Source organism: Haemophilus sp. C1 (genome assembly GCF_001276515.1).
GTDB lineage: Bacteria > Pseudomonadota > Gammaproteobacteria > Enterobacterales > Pasteurellaceae > Haemophilus.
The window spans coordinates 23,914-41,158 of the sequence record NZ_LDVZ01000018.1; the positions used below are offsets into that span (position 1 = coordinate 23,914).

21 protein-coding genes and 1 pseudogene are annotated in these 17,245 nt (G+C 37.1%); 15 read left to right on the top strand and 7 right to left on the bottom strand.

Annotated features, from left to right (window positions below; all coding sequences use genetic code 11):
• Positions 1-59: 59 nt before the first annotated feature.
• From ABW51_RS07305 to ABW51_RS07315, 3 genes are read right to left on the bottom strand one after another with little or no spacing between them, the layout of a single operon-like run.
• Positions 60-1,007 carry a dynamin family protein gene (locus tag ABW51_RS07305; RefSeq protein ID WP_053466199.1) on the bottom strand — a complete coding sequence of 316 codons (948 nt, stop codon included), beginning with the start codon at positions 1,005-1,007 and terminating at the stop codon, positions 60-62.
• A 13-nt stretch (positions 1,008-1,020) separates the two neighbouring features.
• A complete protein-coding gene (locus ABW51_RS07310; RefSeq protein ID WP_046942247.1) occupies positions 1,021-1,344 on the bottom strand; it encodes a hypothetical protein in 324 nt (107 codons plus the stop codon).
• 2 nt (positions 1,345-1,346) lie between these two features.
• Positions 1,347-2,243, bottom strand: coding sequence for a helix-turn-helix transcriptional regulator (locus ABW51_RS07315; RefSeq protein ID WP_053466200.1), 897 nt, complete (start codon positions 2,241-2,243; stop codon positions 1,347-1,349).
• A gap of 154 nt (positions 2,244-2,397) precedes the next feature.
• On the opposite strand from ABW51_RS07315, the gene ABW51_RS07320 reads away from it, so the two are divergent.
• Positions 2,398-2,778, top strand: coding sequence for a helix-turn-helix domain-containing protein (locus ABW51_RS07320; RefSeq protein WP_082318416.1), 381 nt, complete (start codon positions 2,398-2,400; stop codon positions 2,776-2,778).
• Between the two features lie 135 nt (positions 2,779-2,913).
• Here the strand turns inward: ABW51_RS07320 and sodA are convergent, their stop codons facing one another.
• Positions 2,914-3,561, bottom strand: coding sequence for a superoxide dismutase [Mn] (gene sodA / locus ABW51_RS07325; RefSeq protein WP_053466201.1), 648 nt, complete (start codon positions 3,559-3,561; stop codon positions 2,914-2,916).
• A gap of 261 nt (positions 3,562-3,822) precedes the next feature.
• On the opposite strand from sodA, the gene ccmA reads away from it, so the two are divergent.
• From ccmA to ABW51_RS07380, 11 genes are all read left to right on the top strand, one after another.
• Entirely contained in the window at positions 3,823-4,461 is a 639-nt protein-coding gene (ccmA, locus tag ABW51_RS07330) for a cytochrome c biogenesis heme-transporting ATPase CcmA (RefSeq protein WP_053466202.1), read from the top strand.
• Positions 4,462-4,465: 4 nt separating this feature from the next.
• Positions 4,466-5,131 (top strand): heme exporter protein CcmB, encoded by a 666-nt coding sequence (gene ccmB, locus ABW51_RS07335; RefSeq protein WP_005637214.1) that lies wholly within the window; start codon positions 4,466-4,468, stop codon positions 5,129-5,131.
• 60 nt (positions 5,132-5,191) lie between these two features.
• Complete coding sequence (locus ABW51_RS07340; protein WP_005634316.1) at positions 5,192-5,932, top strand: heme ABC transporter permease; 741 nt, start codon at positions 5,192-5,194, stop codon at positions 5,930-5,932.
• Positions 5,933-5,974: 42 nt separating this feature from the next.
• The gene (ccmD, locus tag ABW51_RS07345) at positions 5,975-6,178 is read left to right on the top strand and encodes a heme exporter protein CcmD (protein WP_053466203.1); all 204 of its coding nucleotides are present in this window, start codon (positions 5,975-5,977) and stop codon (positions 6,176-6,178) included.
• On the top strand, positions 6,175-6,696 hold the full coding sequence (ccmE, locus tag ABW51_RS07350; RefSeq protein ID WP_053466204.1) for a cytochrome c maturation protein CcmE: 522 nt from the start codon (positions 6,175-6,177) through the stop codon (positions 6,694-6,696). Before ccmD ends, ccmE begins: the two co-directional genes overlap by 4 nt.
• Positions 6,693-8,639: a heme lyase CcmF/NrfE family subunit gene (locus ABW51_RS07355; RefSeq protein WP_053466205.1), complete on the top strand. Its 1,947-nt coding sequence runs from the start codon at positions 6,693-6,695 to the stop codon at positions 8,637-8,639. Before ccmE ends, ABW51_RS07355 begins: the two co-directional genes overlap by 4 nt.
• 142 nt (positions 8,640-8,781) lie before the next feature.
• Entirely contained in the window at positions 8,782-9,324 is a 543-nt protein-coding gene (locus ABW51_RS07360) for a DsbE family thiol:disulfide interchange protein (RefSeq protein ID WP_053466206.1), read from the top strand.
• 2 nt (positions 9,325-9,326) lie between these two features.
• Positions 9,327-9,788: a cytochrome c-type biogenesis protein gene (locus ABW51_RS07365; protein WP_053466207.1), complete on the top strand. Its 462-nt coding sequence runs from the start codon at positions 9,327-9,329 to the stop codon at positions 9,786-9,788.
• Positions 9,789-10,706, top strand: coding sequence for a c-type cytochrome biogenesis protein CcmI (ccmI, locus tag ABW51_RS07370; protein WP_053466208.1), 918 nt, complete (start codon positions 9,789-9,791; stop codon positions 10,704-10,706). It begins immediately after the preceding gene.
• Positions 10,707-10,813: 107 nt separating this feature from the next.
• The gene (locus ABW51_RS07375; RefSeq protein WP_053466209.1) at positions 10,814-11,344 is read left to right on the top strand and encodes a hypothetical protein; all 531 of its coding nucleotides are present in this window, start codon (positions 10,814-10,816) and stop codon (positions 11,342-11,344) included.
• Between the two features lie 11 nt (positions 11,345-11,355).
• Positions 11,356-11,652, top strand: a complete 297-nt coding sequence (locus ABW51_RS07380; RefSeq protein WP_053466210.1) for a hypothetical protein — start codon at positions 11,356-11,358, stop codon at positions 11,650-11,652.
• 75 nt (positions 11,653-11,727) lie between these two features.
• Here the strand turns inward: ABW51_RS07380 and ABW51_RS10570 are convergent.
• Positions 11,728-11,999: pseudogene (locus tag ABW51_RS10570) on the bottom strand (IS3 family transposase); the annotation flags it as partial.
• 447 nt (positions 12,000-12,446) lie between these two features.
• Positions 12,447-13,205: a uridine phosphorylase gene (gene udp, locus ABW51_RS07385; protein ID WP_053466211.1), complete on the bottom strand. Its 759-nt coding sequence runs from the start codon at positions 13,203-13,205 to the stop codon at positions 12,447-12,449.
• 237 nt (positions 13,206-13,442) lie between these two features.
• Between udp and ABW51_RS07390 the strand changes: the two genes are divergently transcribed.
• The 3 genes from ABW51_RS07390 to ABW51_RS07400 are packed head-to-tail and all read left to right on the top strand — an operon-like array spanning position 13,443 to position 15,396.
• The gene (locus ABW51_RS07390; RefSeq protein WP_053466212.1) at positions 13,443-14,105 is read left to right on the top strand and encodes an MOSC domain-containing protein; all 663 of its coding nucleotides are present in this window, start codon (positions 13,443-13,445) and stop codon (positions 14,103-14,105) included.
• Positions 14,106-14,107: 2 nt separating this feature from the next.
• On the top strand, positions 14,108-14,590 hold the full coding sequence (locus ABW51_RS07395; protein ID WP_053466213.1) for a YchJ family protein: 483 nt from the start codon (positions 14,108-14,110) through the stop codon (positions 14,588-14,590).
• Positions 14,587-15,396 (top strand): virulence factor BrkB family protein, encoded by an 810-nt coding sequence (locus ABW51_RS07400; RefSeq protein ID WP_053466214.1) that lies wholly within the window; start codon positions 14,587-14,589, stop codon positions 15,394-15,396. Before ABW51_RS07395 ends, ABW51_RS07400 begins: the two co-directional genes overlap by 4 nt.
• Before the next feature lie 17 nt (positions 15,397-15,413).
• Here ABW51_RS07400 and lpt6 read toward each other — a convergent pair whose 3' ends face one another.
• Complete coding sequence (lpt6, locus tag ABW51_RS07405; RefSeq protein ID WP_053466215.1) at positions 15,414-17,069, bottom strand: phosphoethanolamine transferase Lpt6; 1,656 nt, start codon at positions 17,067-17,069, stop codon at positions 15,414-15,416.
• Between the last annotated feature and the right edge of the window lie 176 nt (positions 17,070-17,245).

Below are 17,245 nucleotides of genomic sequence, written 5' to 3' on the forward strand. Positions count from 1 at the left end.
TTTTCCTTATTTTATGCTAAAGAATATATTTGCCTTTTGATTATCATTTTTAATGATGTCTATGAAGGAGAATTAATCACCGCCAAACGTTCTTGTAATAAATAATTCACCACACCAAAACCTGATTTCATTAAAGCTCTTTCTAAACGTTGTTTAGTAATTGTATTTCCGTTTGCCGTTTTTACTCGTCCCTCTGTTTTTGTTTTTTTAATATTGTTTAAGATTTTTAACTTTTGTTCTGTTTCGATCGTTGAGGCAACAATTAAATTTGTATTTAAGCTATCTAGCGCAATACGTAATTCAGCTCTTTCAGAGCGAGTGAGTAGCTCCTTATTTAACATTTTTTGTAATACAAGCGCATAGTTTGCTGCGGTTGGGATAATTGTTGGATTATTAAATCCGACTTCAGTTAAATATTTTTGGGTTCTTATTACAACTTGATCCAGACGTTCTCCTTTTTCTTCATCAAGACAGTCTGCTTTATTTAATAGGAAAAGAATTTCTTTATTTGGATCTTTCCCTAATGCTTCTTTGATTTTTTCTAACAAGCTTCTATCGTCATTTACACCTAATTGAGTAGCGTTTAAAACATATAAAATTAATCCATAACCACCATCGTTGATCACTTCCATAGTTAATGCTTCGTGATTATCATCTTGGCTGTTATTAGGGCCAGGTGTGTCGTAAATCACTAATTCAGCTTCATCGTTATATAACGCCTCAATATCTCCCATCAAATCAATCATCTTAATTTTAGGGTTTGCATTCCATTCTCTTAGTGTTTGTGCATCAATATTATAGGCTTCTGCAATAAGTTCTGACTTATAGCCATATGCATTACCTGAAAAGAAAGGTAAATCATCCTTATCATGAATACGAGTAATGGTTGCTGTTGTAGCCTCATTGGCAGAATGTAGCAATTCTTTTCCAATAAGCGTATTAATTACGGTGGATTTACCAGCACTCATTGTGGCAACCACAATAATTTCAAATAAATTATTATGCATAAATTAAAATACCTCACTTTTTATATCTAATATTGATTCGATTATTTGCCAAATCTCGACTAATCTCATAATCAGGACTCCAAGTTAAAAGATTATGTGCCAAGATAAAGGCTGCGGATAAAATGCCATAGCGTTTATTCAGAACAGATGATAGCAGGCTTGTCATTCGTTTTTCTGTATAAATTCGGCATTTTAGGTTTTGTTTTTCGATATATTCTTCTAGTTCACCACAGATGGAAATCATATCAGTGAGTGATACTTGATAAATTTCAAAGCTAGCACGTTGATTTATTAAATTTTGGTAATAAGTGCGGTAATTATTTGCTGTGATTTCCATCGTTAAGCTCCAATATTTGCCATATAGTCTTTCAACTTAACAATCATTCGTTCTTGCAAATCATTCGGGCTGATGATAGTTAAAAATGGAATCCAATATTGCACCAATGGAATAATTTCTAACTCGTGGATGTTTTTGCAAGAGAGTAGAAGCTCGCCATTTTCTAATTTTCGGATAGTTTCTTGGTTTGGTAGCAAATTACGTCGAGTGAAATAATGGGCAACGGAAGCATCTACTTTGATTACAACTTCACTAATTTGATTGCCGTGAGAAATGCTGTCGCTTTTTTGAATTTCTGAGAGAAATTTTTCATTAGGTTTGAATGTTTTATCTGTTATTTTTAAAAAGTGGATTTGAGTGAAACAAAAGGTTTTTTGTTTTCCATTTTCAAGGCCAATGAGATACCAAACCCCATTTTTATTTAACAGCACATAAGGCTCAACTTCACGATTTGAGGCATTTTGAGTGCCGAGTTTTTGATAGGTAAATTGCACTATGCAATGTTTTTCAATGGCATTTTGAAGTTGTTTAAATTCTTGTTGGCGATGCTGAATCGTTTCGTAATGTAATCCTTTAACAGCAATACTTTCATTTAAACTATGTTGAAAAAATTCACGATCTATTTTAGGGAAAAGATCTTGCACACTAGCGAAATGGGCAAATCGTTCAATATCTTCCTTAGTGAACACGCCGAGTTGGGCGCGGTTTAAACGATAAAAGCGCGGTCCATTTTGTTCCCAATTTAAGAAAATAAGACGTTCATTTAGATCTTTTTGTAAGGTGCGAATGCCGATAGAAAAGCGTTCTGCTAGTTCATTAATATCAATTTGCCCACTGGTATTCAATTCCACCAAAATAGAAGCTAAACGTTCCGCTAGTTTTTCGTGTTTGTTCGACATAGTTATTCTCTTGATTTCAATATATGTGCGTATTTTATGTAAAGTATTTGCAGGGTTGATTCGGGCGAGAAAAATATTTTGTATAAAATCTTGCTTATTGTAAGAATTTAACTCTTTATTGCAAGATTTTAATTCTCTTTTTATTGGGTGGTGAATGTCTATACTCGTTCCATTCAAAAAATGGAATAAAGAAAATGGCGTGAAAGATAAAGTTGAGATAAATAAACAAGTGGGAGCTTCTATTGCAAAATATCGGAAAGCCTTAGGTTTATCACAAGCAAAAGTAGCAGAAATATTGGGATTAAGTAATGATGCCATTTCTAGAATGGAGCGCGGTAAGATTGGATTAAATGTAGAGCGTTTATGTGAATTTGCAACACTGTTTCAATGCCGTGTGTCCGATTTGATCACAGATAGTAGTTTGCAACCATCGGATCAAATTTATCAACTTGATCGATTATTAAATCAATTAGATGATATGGAAAGAAAAAAATTAATTTTATTGATTGAGCAAATGATCGAATGGAAAAATTAGCTACAGAAAATTAGGGTTGATTATCCTGTTGATAACAGTATAACTTTTGGGGCTAGTCGTTTTCACCGCACTTTTATATATTGAGTATAGGGAAAGAAGAAAAGCCTAGCGTTTGCTAGGCTTCTTCAATATTGATTATTTTGCACAATTGCAGTGTGCTGTTTTTTGTTCAAAACGTTCTGCAACGAAATCCCAGTTTACTACGTTCCAGAATTCTTTAATGTAGTCTGGACGACGGTTTTGGAATTTTAAGTAGTAAGCGTGTTCCCAAACGTCTAAACCTAAAAGTGGGAAACCTTCACAACCAGCCACTTCTTTACCCATTAATGGGGTATCCTGGTTTGCTGTTGATACCACGGCTAATTTACCTTCAGCAGTTAATACTAACCACGCCCAACCTGAACCGAAACGAGTTGCTGCTGCTTTTTCAAATTCTGCTTTAAATGCATCTACAGAACCGAAATCACGTTCGATAGCATCTTTTAATGCGCCCTGTAAGGTGGTGCCTTTTTTCAAACCTTTCCAGAATAAGCTGTGGTTTGCATGACCGCCTGCGTTATTGCGTAATACGCCGCGTTTTTCTGCAGGGATTTTGTCAAGGTTAGAAACTAATTGACCCGGGCACATTTCCACTAATTCAGCCGGTAAACCTTCTAATGCCGCGTTTGCATTGTTTACGTACGCTTGGTGGTGTTTGCTGTGGTGGATTTCCATTGTTTGCGCATCGAAATGTGGTTCTAATGCATCGTAGGCGTAGCCTAATTCAGGTAGAGTGTAAGCCATAATTTATTCCTTCTATGTAAAGACAAATTTCGTTGAGGGTTTTGGTCTATAACCAAAATTGGGCAAATAATAGCAAAAATTTTGATTTAGATCATTAAATGTTTTTCCTTTTGCATTAATAGACGAATTTATTAAACCTTGTTTTAAATCAACAAACCTATCGATCTACGCCTAAAGAGTTATTTGTTTTGGGGGCTAAAATCTCGTCAAATATTTCTCTTGTGGTAGAATACCGCCACTTTTTATCTTCCCTTTGCAATTATGTTTGAACCACACAAGTTATCTCTGCAAAATTTATCCTGCCAACGTGGTGAGCGCGTACTTTTTCGTGCTTTGACTTGCGATTTTAATAGCGGTGATTTTGTGCAAATTGAAGGGCATAACGGCATAGGTAAAACTAGTTTATTGCGTATTCTCGCGGGTTTGGCTCAACCTTTAGAAGGCGAAGTGTGGTGGGATTCCGAAGTAATTTCTAAACAACGTGAACAGTATCATCAGAATTTGCTTTATTTAGGTCATCTTTCGGGCGTAAAACCAGAGTTAACCGCATGGGAAAATTTGCAGTTTTATCAACGAATTAGTCAAGCTGAACAAAATACTGATATTTTGTGGGATTTGCTTGATAAAGTGGGATTGTTAGGTCGTGAAGATTTGCCCGCTGCACAACTTTCTGCTGGGCAACAAAAGCGTATCGCGTTAGGTCGCTTATGGCTGTCTCAAGCTCCCTTATGGATTTTAGATGAGCCCTTTACTGCGATTGATAAAAAAGGCGTGGAAATTCTAACCGCACTTTTTGATGAGCATGCTCAACGTGGAGGTATTGTGTTGTTGACCAGCCACCAAGAAGTGCCAAGTTCTCATCTGCAAAAATTGAATTTAGCGGCTTATAAAGCGGAATAACTTAATGATTTTTTTAGAAATAATTAAACGCGAACTTCAAATTGCGATGCGCAAAAATGCGGAAATTTTAAATCCGCTATGGTTTTTTTTGCTTGTGATTACTTTGTTTCCGCTTGTTATTGGACCAGATCCAAAATTGCTTTCCCGTATCGCACCGGGTATCGCATGGGTAGCCGCATTACTTTCAGCATTGCTTTCTTTTGAACGTTTATTCCGTGATGATTTTATTGATGGTTCTCTTGAACAATTAATGTTAACCGCACAGCCTTTGCCGATGACGGCTCTGGCTAAAGTCGTTGCACATTGGTTGCTCACTGGTTTGCCGCTTATTTTGCTATCACCTATTGCCGCTTTATTACTTTCTCTTGAGGTGAATATTTGGTGGGCATTGGTTTTGACATTGTTACTGGGCACCCCTGTATTAAGTTGTATTGGTGCAATTGGTGTGGCTTTAACGGTGGGATTGCGAAAAGGTGGCGTGTTGTTGAGTTTGCTTGTTGTTCCGTTGTTTATTCCTGTTTTAATTTTTGCTTCATCTGTATTAGAGGCAGCAGGCTTAAATGTGCCTTATGGGGGGCAACTGGCGATTTTAGGTGCCATGATGGTTGGTGCTGTAACGCTTTCGCCCTTTGCCATCGCAGCGGCACTGCGAATTAGTTTAGATAATTAATTTCATTCCACCGTATAAAAGTGCGGTGGTTTTTCTCTTTAATTTTTAAGGAGCTTTTTTATGTGGAAGTGGCTACATCCTTATGCAAAACCCGAAACTCAATATCGTATCTGCGGTAAATTGAGTCCGCTATTTGCATTTTTAACGCTTATTTTACTCGGTGTCGGCATTGTATGGGGCTTAGCATTCGCTCCAGCAGATTATCAACAAGGTAATAGTTTCCGAATTATGTATGTGCATGTGCCGACAGCGATTTGGTCAATGGGTGTGTACGGTTCAATGGCGATTGCAGCTGTGGTTGCCCTTGTGTGGCAAATTAAGCAAGCTCATCTCGCAATGATTGCAATGGCGCCAATTGGTGCATTGTTTACTTTCTTATCGCTTGTTACAGGCGCAATTTGGGGTAAACCAATGTGGGGCACTTGGTGGGTGTGGGATGCTCGTTTAACTGCAGAATTGATTTTATTCTTTCTTTATCTTGGTATCTTAGCGCTTTATTCTGCTTTTTCAGATCGTAACGTAGGAGCAAAAGCTGCCGGGATTTTATGCATTACAACGGTCGTGATTTTACCGATTATTCATTTTTCTGTGGAATGGTGGAACACGTTACATCAGGGTGCGAGTATCACTAAACTGGAAAAACCATCCATTGCAATTCCAATGTTGGTTCCATTAATTTTGTGTATCTTCGGTTTTTTAACCTTGTATATTTGGCTCACTTTAGTTCGTTATCGCGTGGAATTATTGAAAGAAGATGCGAAACGTCCTTGGGTTAAAGCATTGGCTCAAACACTGAAATAAAGTGCGGTTAGTTTTTTAGCGATTTTTTATAAGGAATATTTTATGTTTTTCCAAACTTGGAGTGATTTTTTTAATATGGGTGGCTACGGTTTTTACGTATGGTTATCCTATACAGTAAGTTTAGTGGCAGTTATTGCCTTAATTGTTCAAAGTGTAAAACAACGCAAGACAGTGTTACAAAATGTATTGCGTGAGCAACAACGCGAAGAACGTTTACAACAAGCAAATAAAGGGAACACACTATGAATCCAAGACGTAAATCCAGATTTAAATTAGTTATTTTTGTTGTGCTCGGCATTGCTATTGCAAGTGGATTGATGCTGTATGCGTTACGTCAAAATATCGACTTGTTTTATACGCCATCTGAAGTGATCCAAGGTAAGGATAATAACCCGAATCAAAAACCTGATGTGGGACAGCGTATTCGTGTTGGCGGTATGGTGGTTGAAGGCACAGTAGTGCGTGATCCAAAAAGCTTAAAAGTGCGGTTTGATTTAAATGATATTGGCCCTGCGATCACTGTTGAATATGAAGGCATTTTGCCAGATCTTTTCCGTGAAGGACAAGGTATTGTGGCTCAAGGGGTATTAACTCAGCCAACCGTTTTAACCGCAACAGAAGTATTGGCTAAACACGACGAGAATTATGTGCCACCAGAATTAGGTGAAAAAATGCAAAAAGTGCATAAACCAATGGGTATTGGCGATGCAGATTTAAAAGGCGAAAGCACACGTGATCGTCAACAAAAAGAAGGCGCAAAATGATTGCTGAATTAGGAAATTATGCGCTAGCTTTAAGTTTAGCCGTATCGCTTATGTTGGCGATTTTCCCTTTATGGGGGGCGGAAAAGGGTAATGCACAATTAATGGCATTAGCTCGCCCAATGACTTATGGTTTATTTGCAAGTCTAAGTATCGCTTTTGCTGCATTATTTTATGTATTCGCAGTAAATGATTTTAGTGTTCAGTATGTAGTGAATAACTCTAATACGGTTTTACCTATTTATTATCGTTTGTCTGCCGTATGGGGTTCTCATGAAGGTTCTTTATTACTGTGGATTTGGTTACTCGCCGTTTGGTCATCTGCCGTTGCTTTATTGAGTAAACATTTACCCCAAGAAGCGGTTGCTCGCGTGCTTGGTATTATGGGGATTATTAGCGTAGGTTTTGTGTTGTTCGTCTTGTTCACTTCAAATCCTTTTACTCGTACTTTCCCAGATTTTCCAGTAGACGGAAAAGAGCTCAATCCAATGTTGCAAGATATAGGCTTGATTTTCCACCCTCCATTACTTTATATGGGCTATGTTGGTTTTTCTGTGGCATTTGCGTTTGCGATTGCATCCTTAATGACGGGAAAATTAGATTCAGCTTGGGCGCGTTGGTCACGTCCTTGGACGCTTGCTGCTTGGGTATTTTTAACTTTAGGTATCGTACTCGGTTCTTGGTGGGCTTATTATGAGCTTGGCTGGGGTGGCTGGTGGTTCTGGGATCCAGTGGAAAACTCCTCGTTTATGCCTTGGCTTGCGGGAACAGCATTGATTCACTCTCTTTCTGTCACAGAAAAACGCGGTTCTTTTAAAGCTTGGACAGTATTACTTGCGATTTTAGCCTTTTCACTTTGTTTACTCGGTACGTTCTTAGTTCGTTCTGGTATCTTAGTTTCAGTTCACGCATTTGCATCGGATCCAACTCGTGGTTTGTATATTTTGGCTTACCTCGTTGTGGTGATTGGTGGGTCACTAGCACTCTATGCGTATAAAGGAAGTCAAATTCGTTCTCGCGATAATGCAGAACGCTATTCACGTGAAAGTATGTTGTTATTAAATAATATCTTATTAATGACCGCACTTTGCGTTGTATTCTTAGGAACGTTGTTACCACTTGTTCACAAACAACTTGGTTTAGGTTCTATTTCTATTGGTGCGCCATTCTTTGATCAAATGTTCTTAATCATTATGACACCATTTGCATTATTGCTTGGTATTGGCCCTTTGGTGAAATGGCGTAGAGACCAATTTTCTGCAATTCGTACGCCTGTTGTTATCAGCGTATTTGTTATGGTGATTGCAGGTTTTGCGTTACCTTACTTCTTGCAAGATAAAATTACCGTGAGTTCGGTGCTTGGTTCAATGATGACCGTGATTATCGCGTTACTTGCGCTTTATGAATTGCAACAACGTGCGACGCATCGTGAACCATTCTTTGTGGGCGTACGCAAACTATCTCGTTCTCATTGGGGAATGATGTTAGCTCACTTAGGTGTAGCAATGACCGTATGGGGAATTGCATTTAGCCAAAACTTCAGCGTAGAACGTGATGTTCGAATGAAAGTCGGCGAGAGCGCACAAATTGGTCGTTACGATTTTAAATTTGCAGGTGTGACGGATGTTAATGGTCCAAATTACATTGGTGGAAAAGCTCAAATTGATATTTCGAAAGATGGGCAACCAGAGGCAAGTTTATTCGCAGAAAAACGTTTTTACACAGTAAGTCGGATGTCTATGACGGAAGCCGCTATTGCTGGTGGTTTAACTCGTGACCTTTATGTGGCTCTTGGCGAAAAACTTGAGGACAATTCTTGGGCGTTACGCTTATATTACAAGCCATTTATTCGCTGGATTTGGATTGGCGGTTTGTTTATGGCATTAGGTGGATTATTGTGTATGTTCGATCGACGCTATCGGTTTAATGCATTGTTGAAGAAATAATTTATACTGCCATGGGTAGGTATACTCATGGCTAATTGAAATGGTTCCCCTTTGGGGAATTTCAACTAGCCTCAAAGAGGCTACACTTTTACTAGCCTAGGGTATACTTACCCTAGGCACTAATTTTAAAGTGCGGTAAAAAATGAAAAAAAAATTACTCGTTCCTCTTATTCTCTTTTTATCAATAACAATTGCTTTTTTAGTGCAATTAAAACGTAATGCACAAGGCGAAGATATTAAAGCGTTAGAGTCAGCTTTGGTTGGAAAGCCTGTGCCGGCAAAAAATTTGACGGAGCTTTTTGAAAATAAAGCTTACATGAATGAATTGTTTCAACAAGGTAAGCCAGTTTTGCTTAATGTGTGGGCGACTTGGTGTCCAACTTGTTATGCAGAACATCAATATTTAAACAAACTTGCTAAAGAGGGTGTGCGAATTATCGGTTTAGATTATAAAGATGAATCCCCTAAAGCAATGAAGTGGTTAAAAGATCTTGGCAATCCTTATAAAGTTGTTTTAAAGGATGAAAAAGGTTCTTTCGGTTTGGATTTAGGGGTATATGGAGCACCAGAAATTTTCATTGTAGATGGAAAAGGCGTGATTCATTATCGTTATGCTGGAGATGTAAACGAGAAAGTTTGGACGCAGACTTTAAAACCAATTTATGACAAACTTTCGGAGCAATAATAATGAAAAAAATATGGCTATTTTTGACCGCACTTTTGTTTAGCTCAGTGGCATTTTCAGCGATTGATGCATTAAATTTTAGTTCTCCACAACAAGAGAGTGATTACCACCAATTAACACAATCTTTGCGTTGCCCTCAATGTCAAAATAACAATATTGCGGATTCTAATGCGACTATCGCTGTGGATATGCGTGGCAAAGTATTTGAGCTTTTACAAGAAGGCAAATCGAAAAATGACGTAGTGGATTATATGGTGGCTCGCTACGGCAATTTTGTAACTTACGATCCACCTATGACAGCGAGCACATTAGTGCTATGGATTGCGCCATTATTGCTTGTTTTGTTAGGCGTGGTGTTTTTATTAAGACGTAAACCAAAAGCTCAAAGTGCGGTGAAATCCCAAGATGTTTTAACTGATGAAGATAATGTGCGTTTGGCAGAATTATTAAACAAGGATAAATAGATGAATTTTGCATTAATTTTTATATTAACCACTTTAGTTGTGGCGTTAATTTGTTTTTATCCTTTATTGCGTCAATTCAAAGCGAAACATGGGCAAAAACGTGATGATTTAAATAAGGCGTTATATTTCTCACGCTTGGAAGAAATTGAGCAGGATAATTCCCAAGGTTTAGTTGAAAATGTTGAGCAACTCAAACAAGAATTACAGAAAACCTTGCTTGATGATGTGCCGAGCAAGGTTCAAGAGAACGTGGATTATTCTGGCAAATCTTATGGGAAAGTATGGTTTGTATCTGGCGTGTTAGCGCTAGGAATTATCGCGGGCTCTTCTTATTTTATGGTGGGTTCTTGGCAAGCTGAATTGATGTTAGAGCAAACTTATGCTAAATTGCCCTATTTCTTTGAACGAATGAAAGATGAAGATAAAAATCCATTTTCTGATGCAGAAATGCAGCAATTTTCTACCGCACTTCGTATAGATTTACAGAAAAATGCAAACGATGCAAAAAAATGGTGGATGCTCGGTCAAATTGGAATGAACTTAGGTGATGCACGTTTAGCATTTGATAGCTATCAAAAGGCTAATAAACTCGAACCAGATAATGTGCAATATAAATTAGGCTATGCTCGCATATTGATGTTTTCTGAAGACGCGACTGATAAACTTAAAGGTGGCGATTTATTGCGTCAAGTGATCCGTCAAGATCACACTAACATTGAAGCGTTAAGTCTGCTCGCATTCCGTTATTTTGAAACGGAAGATTATAAAATGGCAGCCGTGACTTGGGCGATGATGCTACGCTTAATGCCGAAAGATGATGAGCGTGTGCCACTAATTGAAAAAAGTATCCGTGCCGCGCGTGATGCTTTAGAGGCTCAAAACGAAGAAAAATCAAAAAGTATCACTCCTGAAAAATAACCTAGTATCATATAAGTCTTTTTGATATAGTTCGGTAATGCTATTAATTGGCAAATAGCTATTTTAATATTAGAAATTACTTTAAAGAACGTTAAGGAGAACTGGAGATGAATTACAAAAATTGTATTTCTTTTTCTTTATTTTGTAGCATGCTGGTTAGTTTGTTTATACCGCATTTATCTATTGCTGAAGATACATCTAGTTCAGTAACTTATGTTGATGAAAAAGATAAGAAAGCCTTTAGCTCTGATATATCAAGTAATGATACTCAGAAATTGGGTCAAAGCATTGAGTTAAAAGTTTATAAAATTAATGAGATAAGTTCATCAGAAAGTGTTTTTGAGTCTCCAGCTGGTATTTGTCAAGGATTTAAAGTAAAAATAGGTGTGGATTACACAAATTCAACTCACAATTATCTTTCACCAAATGATAAAAGTGAATATTACGGTAGTGTAACGGGTGCAACGATTTATAATCAAAAAGATCCTCAAAATTTAAGTTATGTGCCAGTTTATTCAATTACAGATAAAAATGTGTCTAAGCGTATTCAATCACAAGAAAATAAAAAACTAAAGGAAAAAGCAGCTAATTATGTATCAGAAGGTAGAGCTGTATTAACTGACGTAATTTGTAAATAGGATCATATTAAATGAGAAAAATAGTTTTTGTAACTTGTGCAAGTTTAGGTTTAGTAGCATGCTCATCTCAGCCAGCACAAACTGGTAACGGTGTTTATGATATGAAGTCTGTGCAAGAATATAATGCTCGTGTAACAAGTGGTAATACGGTTACTCAGGCACAGAAAGATAAAGTGGCAAGTCAAGTTGATACTAACTTAAAATTGAATGCGAGTGATAATAAGGTTAGAACTCTAGTGAGAAGTTCGCTACCGGTTATCCCTGTAGTCCCAAGTGTTGGGTATCATTATAATTACCATCATTTTTGATAGAAAAACTAAAGCCTTGATAATTCAGCAACGACAAAAAGGTTGGATTGTTAAATCAAGGCTAAGTTATGGGAACTATAGGGCTAGTTCTCTTAGTTTAAACTGAATACGCTCATGATTGTAATAATGAATGTATTCATGGATCATTTTTCGAGTTGCTCAAAAGCATCAAATTATTTTCTATCGTAAACCCCGTTTTTACCATCCAAAGAAGCTATTTATCATCGTATTATCTAGACAATTTCCTTTTCTTGACATACTTTTCAAATACTATTTTTCAACAGGATTTCTTGATAACTTCTTATTTGATATTGCAACCCTTGGGCAAAATGTAAAATAGGGTTTGCCCCTCAAGCTTTGCTACCATTTTCTACATATTTAAATTCACTTAGGCCTATTACCCATCTTTCATTAGTTCAACTCAGTCAGAATTTGTACGATTTATTGATTATATGGTCGATGATTTAGTTAAATTCTCACTATCAAAACTCTATGAGTTATTCTGTTTAGAGCAGTTTTAAACTCACTTTAAAACAATTAGTTAAGAGGAATTTAAGTTAGTATCTAGGATAGCCCTAAATTGTCTAATCCGGTCTCTTAACATTGTGTCAGTAAAATGAAAATATTTCTTTGTGAGAAAAGGATTTTTACTGTGTTGAAGATAAAAATCGATCACTTGTTGTTTGACGGATTGGGTATATTTAATCATAAAAAATCTGCACCTTAATCAGTTAGTTGTTTCGTCCAACTTTTGGGTGCAGATTACAGGGCTTTATTCTTTCAATTAAAAGATATTAACTTAATAACGCCTGAGCAGCTGCGATCACAACAGACACAGCTTTTTCTTCTGTTTGTTTCATTGTTGCTTCATTTGGAATTTCTTGTTGAGTGCGGTTTACAATCACGCCCGCAACCATCCCAGCACGCAAACCTAATGCGCTACACATGGTAAACAATGTTGACGATTCCATTTCGTAGTTCATCACATTCAAATCTTGCCATTGTTTAAGTAGACCTTGGTAATCACGATATACTTTACCGCTATAGGTATCATAACGCTCTTGACCTGGATAGAATGTATCAGATGATGCGGTTACACCCACATAAGGCTCGATACCTTTTGCTTTCGCTGCATTATAAAGTGCGGTTGTACATTCAAAGTTTGCCACTGCAGGATATTCTAATGGTGCGAAATGACGGCTTGCACCATCTAAGCGAACAGAAGCCGTTGTGATAAGAACATCGCCTACATTAATATGTGGTTGAATTGCGCCCGTTGTACCGATACGCAAGAAAGTGCGAACACCAAGTTGAGCTAGTTCTTCTACACAAATTGATGTTGATGGCCCACCAATACCCGTAGAACATACAACAACAGGTTGTCCATTGAGATAACCTAACCATGAAGTAAATTCACGCGTGCTAGCAAGAAACTCTGGATTATCAAGTTGTTTAGCAATACGCTCACTACGTGCAGGATCGCCAGGAACAATAGCGAGTGTTGCGCCTTTAAGTTGTGCTTTGGTGAGGTTTAGGTGGAATACGTCTGACATAATAAATCTCCTTATTATCATTGAACGTGATGATTTCGCCCTTAGGAAAAATCTTGTTTTAAAGAAAAGAAATAAAACATTTTTAGAAAATTCTGTTTTCTCTTTCAAACATTTTCATTATTTCCTTTTCATTTTTCTGGTAAGGAATAATAAGTAAAAAAAGAAGTGCGGTCAAAAAGTTAAACGTTTTCGGTTATAATTCCACGTAAATTTTTTCTAGAACAAGCGAAAAATAAAATGAATGCAAAAATTTTAGTTATAAAAGTGGGACAAGTTAAAACCCTAACCTTTTCCGATGGAAGCCAGTATGAAAGCGCGATTCGTAAAAAAGTTGTGCTATCGGTAAAAATTCATTCTCTTGGTGCGGAAGGAAACGATGTTGGTTTAAAAAAACATCACGGCGGTGTAGATAAAGCTCTCTTTTTTATGTCGGCCGATTCTTTTAATAAATTAAATGCTTTATTAAATAAAGATTTTTCTTACATGGAAACCGCCACTTACGGAGAAAATTTTGTCGTGTCAGGCTTGAATGAAGACAATGTGTGTATTGGTGATCGCTATCAAATCGGCTCAACAATTTTAGAAGTATCTCAACCACGTAAACCTTGTGAGCGTTTATCAAAAAATACGGAAAACGAAGAGACTCGCGATATTGTTTATCAAACTGGGCTCAGTGGATGGTATGTTCGCGTCATTGAAACGGGAGAAATTAGACAAGGTGATGAATTAAAATTGCTCGCGCGCCCTTATCCGCAAGTAACAATTCGCCATTTAAATCGATTGTTATCTGCACCCGAAAATGAAGCTGAACTAGAAGCAGCATTAGATATTGAAGTATTAGCTGAAGCCTTTAAACGCTCAATTCGATCGCAAGTATCGAAATTCAAACAACAGGGATAAATATGTCAGAAATTTCAACCGCACTTTCGGAAGATTGTCCATGTCAATCTGGTCATCAGTACGCAGATTGTTGTGGTAAATTTCATTTGAGACAATCGTTTCCCGAAACTGCTGAACAACTCATGCGTTCACGTTATACGGCTTATGTTTTAAAAAATATACCTTATATTGTTGCAACAACTGTGCCAAGCCAACAAACTTTATTAGAAACTCATCTATTGCAAGAATGGGCTGACAACACTACATGGCTAGGGTTAGAAATCCTAAAAACAGAAAACCTCACAAAAACTCAAAGTGCGGTGGAATTTAAAGCTATTTTTCAAGGCGAAGAGAGAGTACTAGCTCATGAAGAACGGTCAATTTTTGTGAAAATTGAAAACCGTTGGTACTTTGTGGATCCGACCGTATCCTTGCCTACAATGAAACAACCTTGTGTATGTGGTTCTGGTAAAAAATTTAAACATTGCTGTGGGGGATTTTTATGATTTCATTGAAACAATTTAGCCTGCTCTTTTGGAAACGTTTTTCAGAAAATAAACTCAACCAAGCTGCTGGCGCACTAACTTACAGCACGATGCTTGCTATCGTGCCAATGGTAATGGTGATTTTTTCTATATTCTCTGCATTTCCTGTATTCAATGAAGTCACTGGAGAATTGAAAGAAATGATTTTCACCAATTTCGCGCCATCAGCGAGTGATATGGTGGGTGAATATATCGATCAATTCGTATCAAACTCAAAGAAAATGAGTGCGGTGGGAATTGTGAGTTTAATTGCCGTTGCCTTGATGTTGATTAATAATATCGACCGAACATTAAATAGTATTTGGCACAATAGTCAATCTCGCTCTCCGCTTTCTTCTTTTGCGATTTATTGGATGATTTTGACACTTGGCCCACTTATTATTGGCGTTAGTATTGGGATTAGTTCATATATTAAAATAATGTTTGAACAATCGGAACATTTATCATTAGGTTTAAAATTGCTCAGTTTTGTGCCTTTTTTATTTACTTGGTTTATTTTTACGCTTATTTATACGGTTGTACCGAATAAAAAAGTGAAAATTAAGCATTCAGCTTACGGTGCATTTCTTGCCGCGATTTTTTTTACTCTTGGTAAACAAGCCTTTACTTGGTATATCGTCACTTTTCCCTCTTATCAATTAATTTATGGTGCAATGGCAACTTTACCAATTATGTTATTGTGGATTCAAATAAGTTGGCTTGTGGTGCTAGTTGGTGCGCAATTAGCTTCAACCTTGGATGAAATTAGAGAGCAGATCGAGCAATAATGCTCGATCTAAGAAAATTATCGGGCAATTGCCAATGTTTGGTATAAATAATGGCGATAATCATTGAGTAGCTGAATATCAGAAGAATCTTCTAATTTGCCATTACTCAATTTGCACATTGCCATATTCGCTTTCATAAATTCATCTTCTGCTGATAATCCAGCGACATTCATCAAGACACCTCCGGCAAAAGCGAGATCTAAAAAATGTTGCTCTTGCTTAAATTGACTCGCACAATTACTTCTTACAACAAATTGTGTCACATAATCAGGCTGTGCATAATCCCCTTTCTTCGGAGGGATAACATTATCAAATGCTACTTGGTGATCTCCGAAATACCCTAGAACAAAAGGCTTTTTACGTTCATGTAAATAGTTATTCATTCCTTCAATCGCCTCATTCAAGGCGACAATACGTTGAGTATAGTCATTCAATGCAGAAATACTTTTAACCTCTAAATTAGGCATTTGAAGATTAAATGTATTTTCCATGCCCAATTCGTATGGACCATGTTCACGCATAGTCAATACATAAACAAACATTGGCTGCTCCACATTTTCTAATGCTGGATGTTGTTTTTCCAAAATCATTCGGGTGTACTTCATCATTTCTTCACTGCTAATATCCCAAAGATTTTTACTGATAGGCGCAGGATAACCGAGATCTTGAGGCTGCAACATCAAATCAAAACCAAAATGATCATAAGCGAATTTCGCATTGTAATTACCTTTTGTAAAAGGCGACAAGGCAACACAAAAATATCCTTGTGCTTTTAGATTTTTCACTAAACCTGATTGCAAGTGCGGTACAACAGAATAAAAAACGCCACTTGCTAACGCGCCAAAATCGGTCGAAGGCACACCAGCTAAAAAAGCAAATTCTGATTTCCACGTTGCGCCAGCAAAAGTATGTACACGCAACGGCGAAGCAAATACTGTATCATTTTGAGGTTCAAACATGGAAAGTGGCGGAATAGATTGCTGACTAAAAGCAAATTGATGAGGATTCAGCGTGGATTCCATTAATGTTACAACAATATCGGGTTTTGTTTCAGATACGTTGTTTGTATCAGATGAAAGTGCGGTCATTTTTTCAATAAAATTTTGGCTATTGCCATCAAAATTTGGCACCTTGAAAAAAATACCGCGGCAAGACATTGGTAAATTCAAAAACACATCGCGACCATCATCGGGTAAAGAATCTAACCAAACTTGCACCGCACTTGGCTTTTTAGAATAATGCCACATCAAGCTAAAGCTAAGGATAAACAATAACGCTCCAATGCTGTTACCTAATAGCCCTAAAGATCCGACATCATTAAAACCAAAAATCGCATAACCTAATAACGCAAGTAGCCCAATAACGCCAAACAACGCACCTTTATAATGAATTAAGGTTTCCCAATTTCGCCAATCTACCACAAGAAAGAAATCTGAAATTAGCAAAGGCTGTTTGTAATAATGAATTTTTAAACGGTGAAATAACATCAGCACAACAAAAAGCACAGATGAAAAATTTAAAGCACGTTGCCATTGGCCAGAAACCATAAGCATCCCGCCAAATAAAAAAGTAAAAAGCGTAATAGCAAAGAAATAAGTCCAACGATAATGAGAGTTTACGATAAAAATCACTGCCGCAATCGTGAATAAAGCTAAGAAAATATAAGCGATCATGAATTTTCCCTATGATGCATAACAGACTAAAATGAGACATGACAATGTTTGCGCACTTTATCACGTAAACGTAATAGATTGAACGGGAAAAGAAAATTATTTGGATAATTTGAAAATAAAGTGGTGGGCGATACCGGTCTCGAACCAGTGACCCCCTCCTTGTAAGGGAGGTGCTC

Excerpts from the sequence above, each read along its gene's own strand:
- ABW51_RS07305 (WP_053466199.1), bottom strand. The coding sequence starts at position 1,007 with ATGCATAATAATTTATTTGAAATTATTGTGGTTGCCACAATGAGTGCT.
- ABW51_RS07310 (WP_046942247.1), bottom strand. The coding sequence starts at position 1,344 with ATGGAAATCACAGCAAATAATTACCGCACTTATTACCAAAATTTAATA.
- ABW51_RS07315 (WP_053466200.1), bottom strand. The coding sequence starts at position 2,243 with ATGTCGAACAAACACGAAAAACTAGCGGAACGTTTAGCTTCTATTTTG.
- ABW51_RS07320 (WP_082318416.1), top strand. The coding sequence starts at position 2,398 with ATGTCTATACTCGTTCCATTCAAAAAATGGAATAAAGAAAATGGCGTG.
- sodA (WP_053466201.1), bottom strand. The coding sequence starts at position 3,561 with ATGGCTTACACTCTACCTGAATTAGGCTACGCCTACGATGCATTAGAA.
- ccmA (WP_053466202.1), top strand. The coding sequence starts at position 3,823 with ATGTTTGAACCACACAAGTTATCTCTGCAAAATTTATCCTGCCAACGT.
- ccmB (WP_005637214.1), top strand. The coding sequence starts at position 4,466 with ATGATTTTTTTAGAAATAATTAAACGCGAACTTCAAATTGCGATGCGC.
- ABW51_RS07340 (WP_005634316.1), top strand. The coding sequence starts at position 5,192 with ATGTGGAAGTGGCTACATCCTTATGCAAAACCCGAAACTCAATATCGT.
- ccmD (WP_053466203.1), top strand. The coding sequence starts at position 5,975 with ATGTTTTTCCAAACTTGGAGTGATTTTTTTAATATGGGTGGCTACGGT.
- ccmE (WP_053466204.1), top strand. The coding sequence starts at position 6,175 with ATGAATCCAAGACGTAAATCCAGATTTAAATTAGTTATTTTTGTTGTG.
- ABW51_RS07355 (WP_053466205.1), top strand. The coding sequence starts at position 6,693 with ATGATTGCTGAATTAGGAAATTATGCGCTAGCTTTAAGTTTAGCCGTA.
- ABW51_RS07360 (WP_053466206.1), top strand. The coding sequence starts at position 8,782 with ATGAAAAAAAAATTACTCGTTCCTCTTATTCTCTTTTTATCAATAACA.
- ABW51_RS07365 (WP_053466207.1), top strand. The coding sequence starts at position 9,327 with ATGAAAAAAATATGGCTATTTTTGACCGCACTTTTGTTTAGCTCAGTG.
- ccmI (WP_053466208.1), top strand. The coding sequence starts at position 9,789 with ATGAATTTTGCATTAATTTTTATATTAACCACTTTAGTTGTGGCGTTA.
- ABW51_RS07375 (WP_053466209.1), top strand. The coding sequence starts at position 10,814 with ATGAATTACAAAAATTGTATTTCTTTTTCTTTATTTTGTAGCATGCTG.
- ABW51_RS07380 (WP_053466210.1), top strand. The coding sequence starts at position 11,356 with ATGAGAAAAATAGTTTTTGTAACTTGTGCAAGTTTAGGTTTAGTAGCA.
- udp (WP_053466211.1), bottom strand. The coding sequence starts at position 13,205 with ATGTCAGACGTATTCCACCTAAACCTCACCAAAGCACAACTTAAAGGC.
- ABW51_RS07390 (WP_053466212.1), top strand. The coding sequence starts at position 13,443 with ATGAATGCAAAAATTTTAGTTATAAAAGTGGGACAAGTTAAAACCCTA.
- ABW51_RS07395 (WP_053466213.1), top strand. The coding sequence starts at position 14,108 with ATGTCAGAAATTTCAACCGCACTTTCGGAAGATTGTCCATGTCAATCT.
- ABW51_RS07400 (WP_053466214.1), top strand. The coding sequence starts at position 14,587 with ATGATTTCATTGAAACAATTTAGCCTGCTCTTTTGGAAACGTTTTTCA.
- lpt6 (WP_053466215.1), bottom strand. The coding sequence starts at position 17,069 with ATGATCGCTTATATTTTCTTAGCTTTATTCACGATTGCGGCAGTGATT.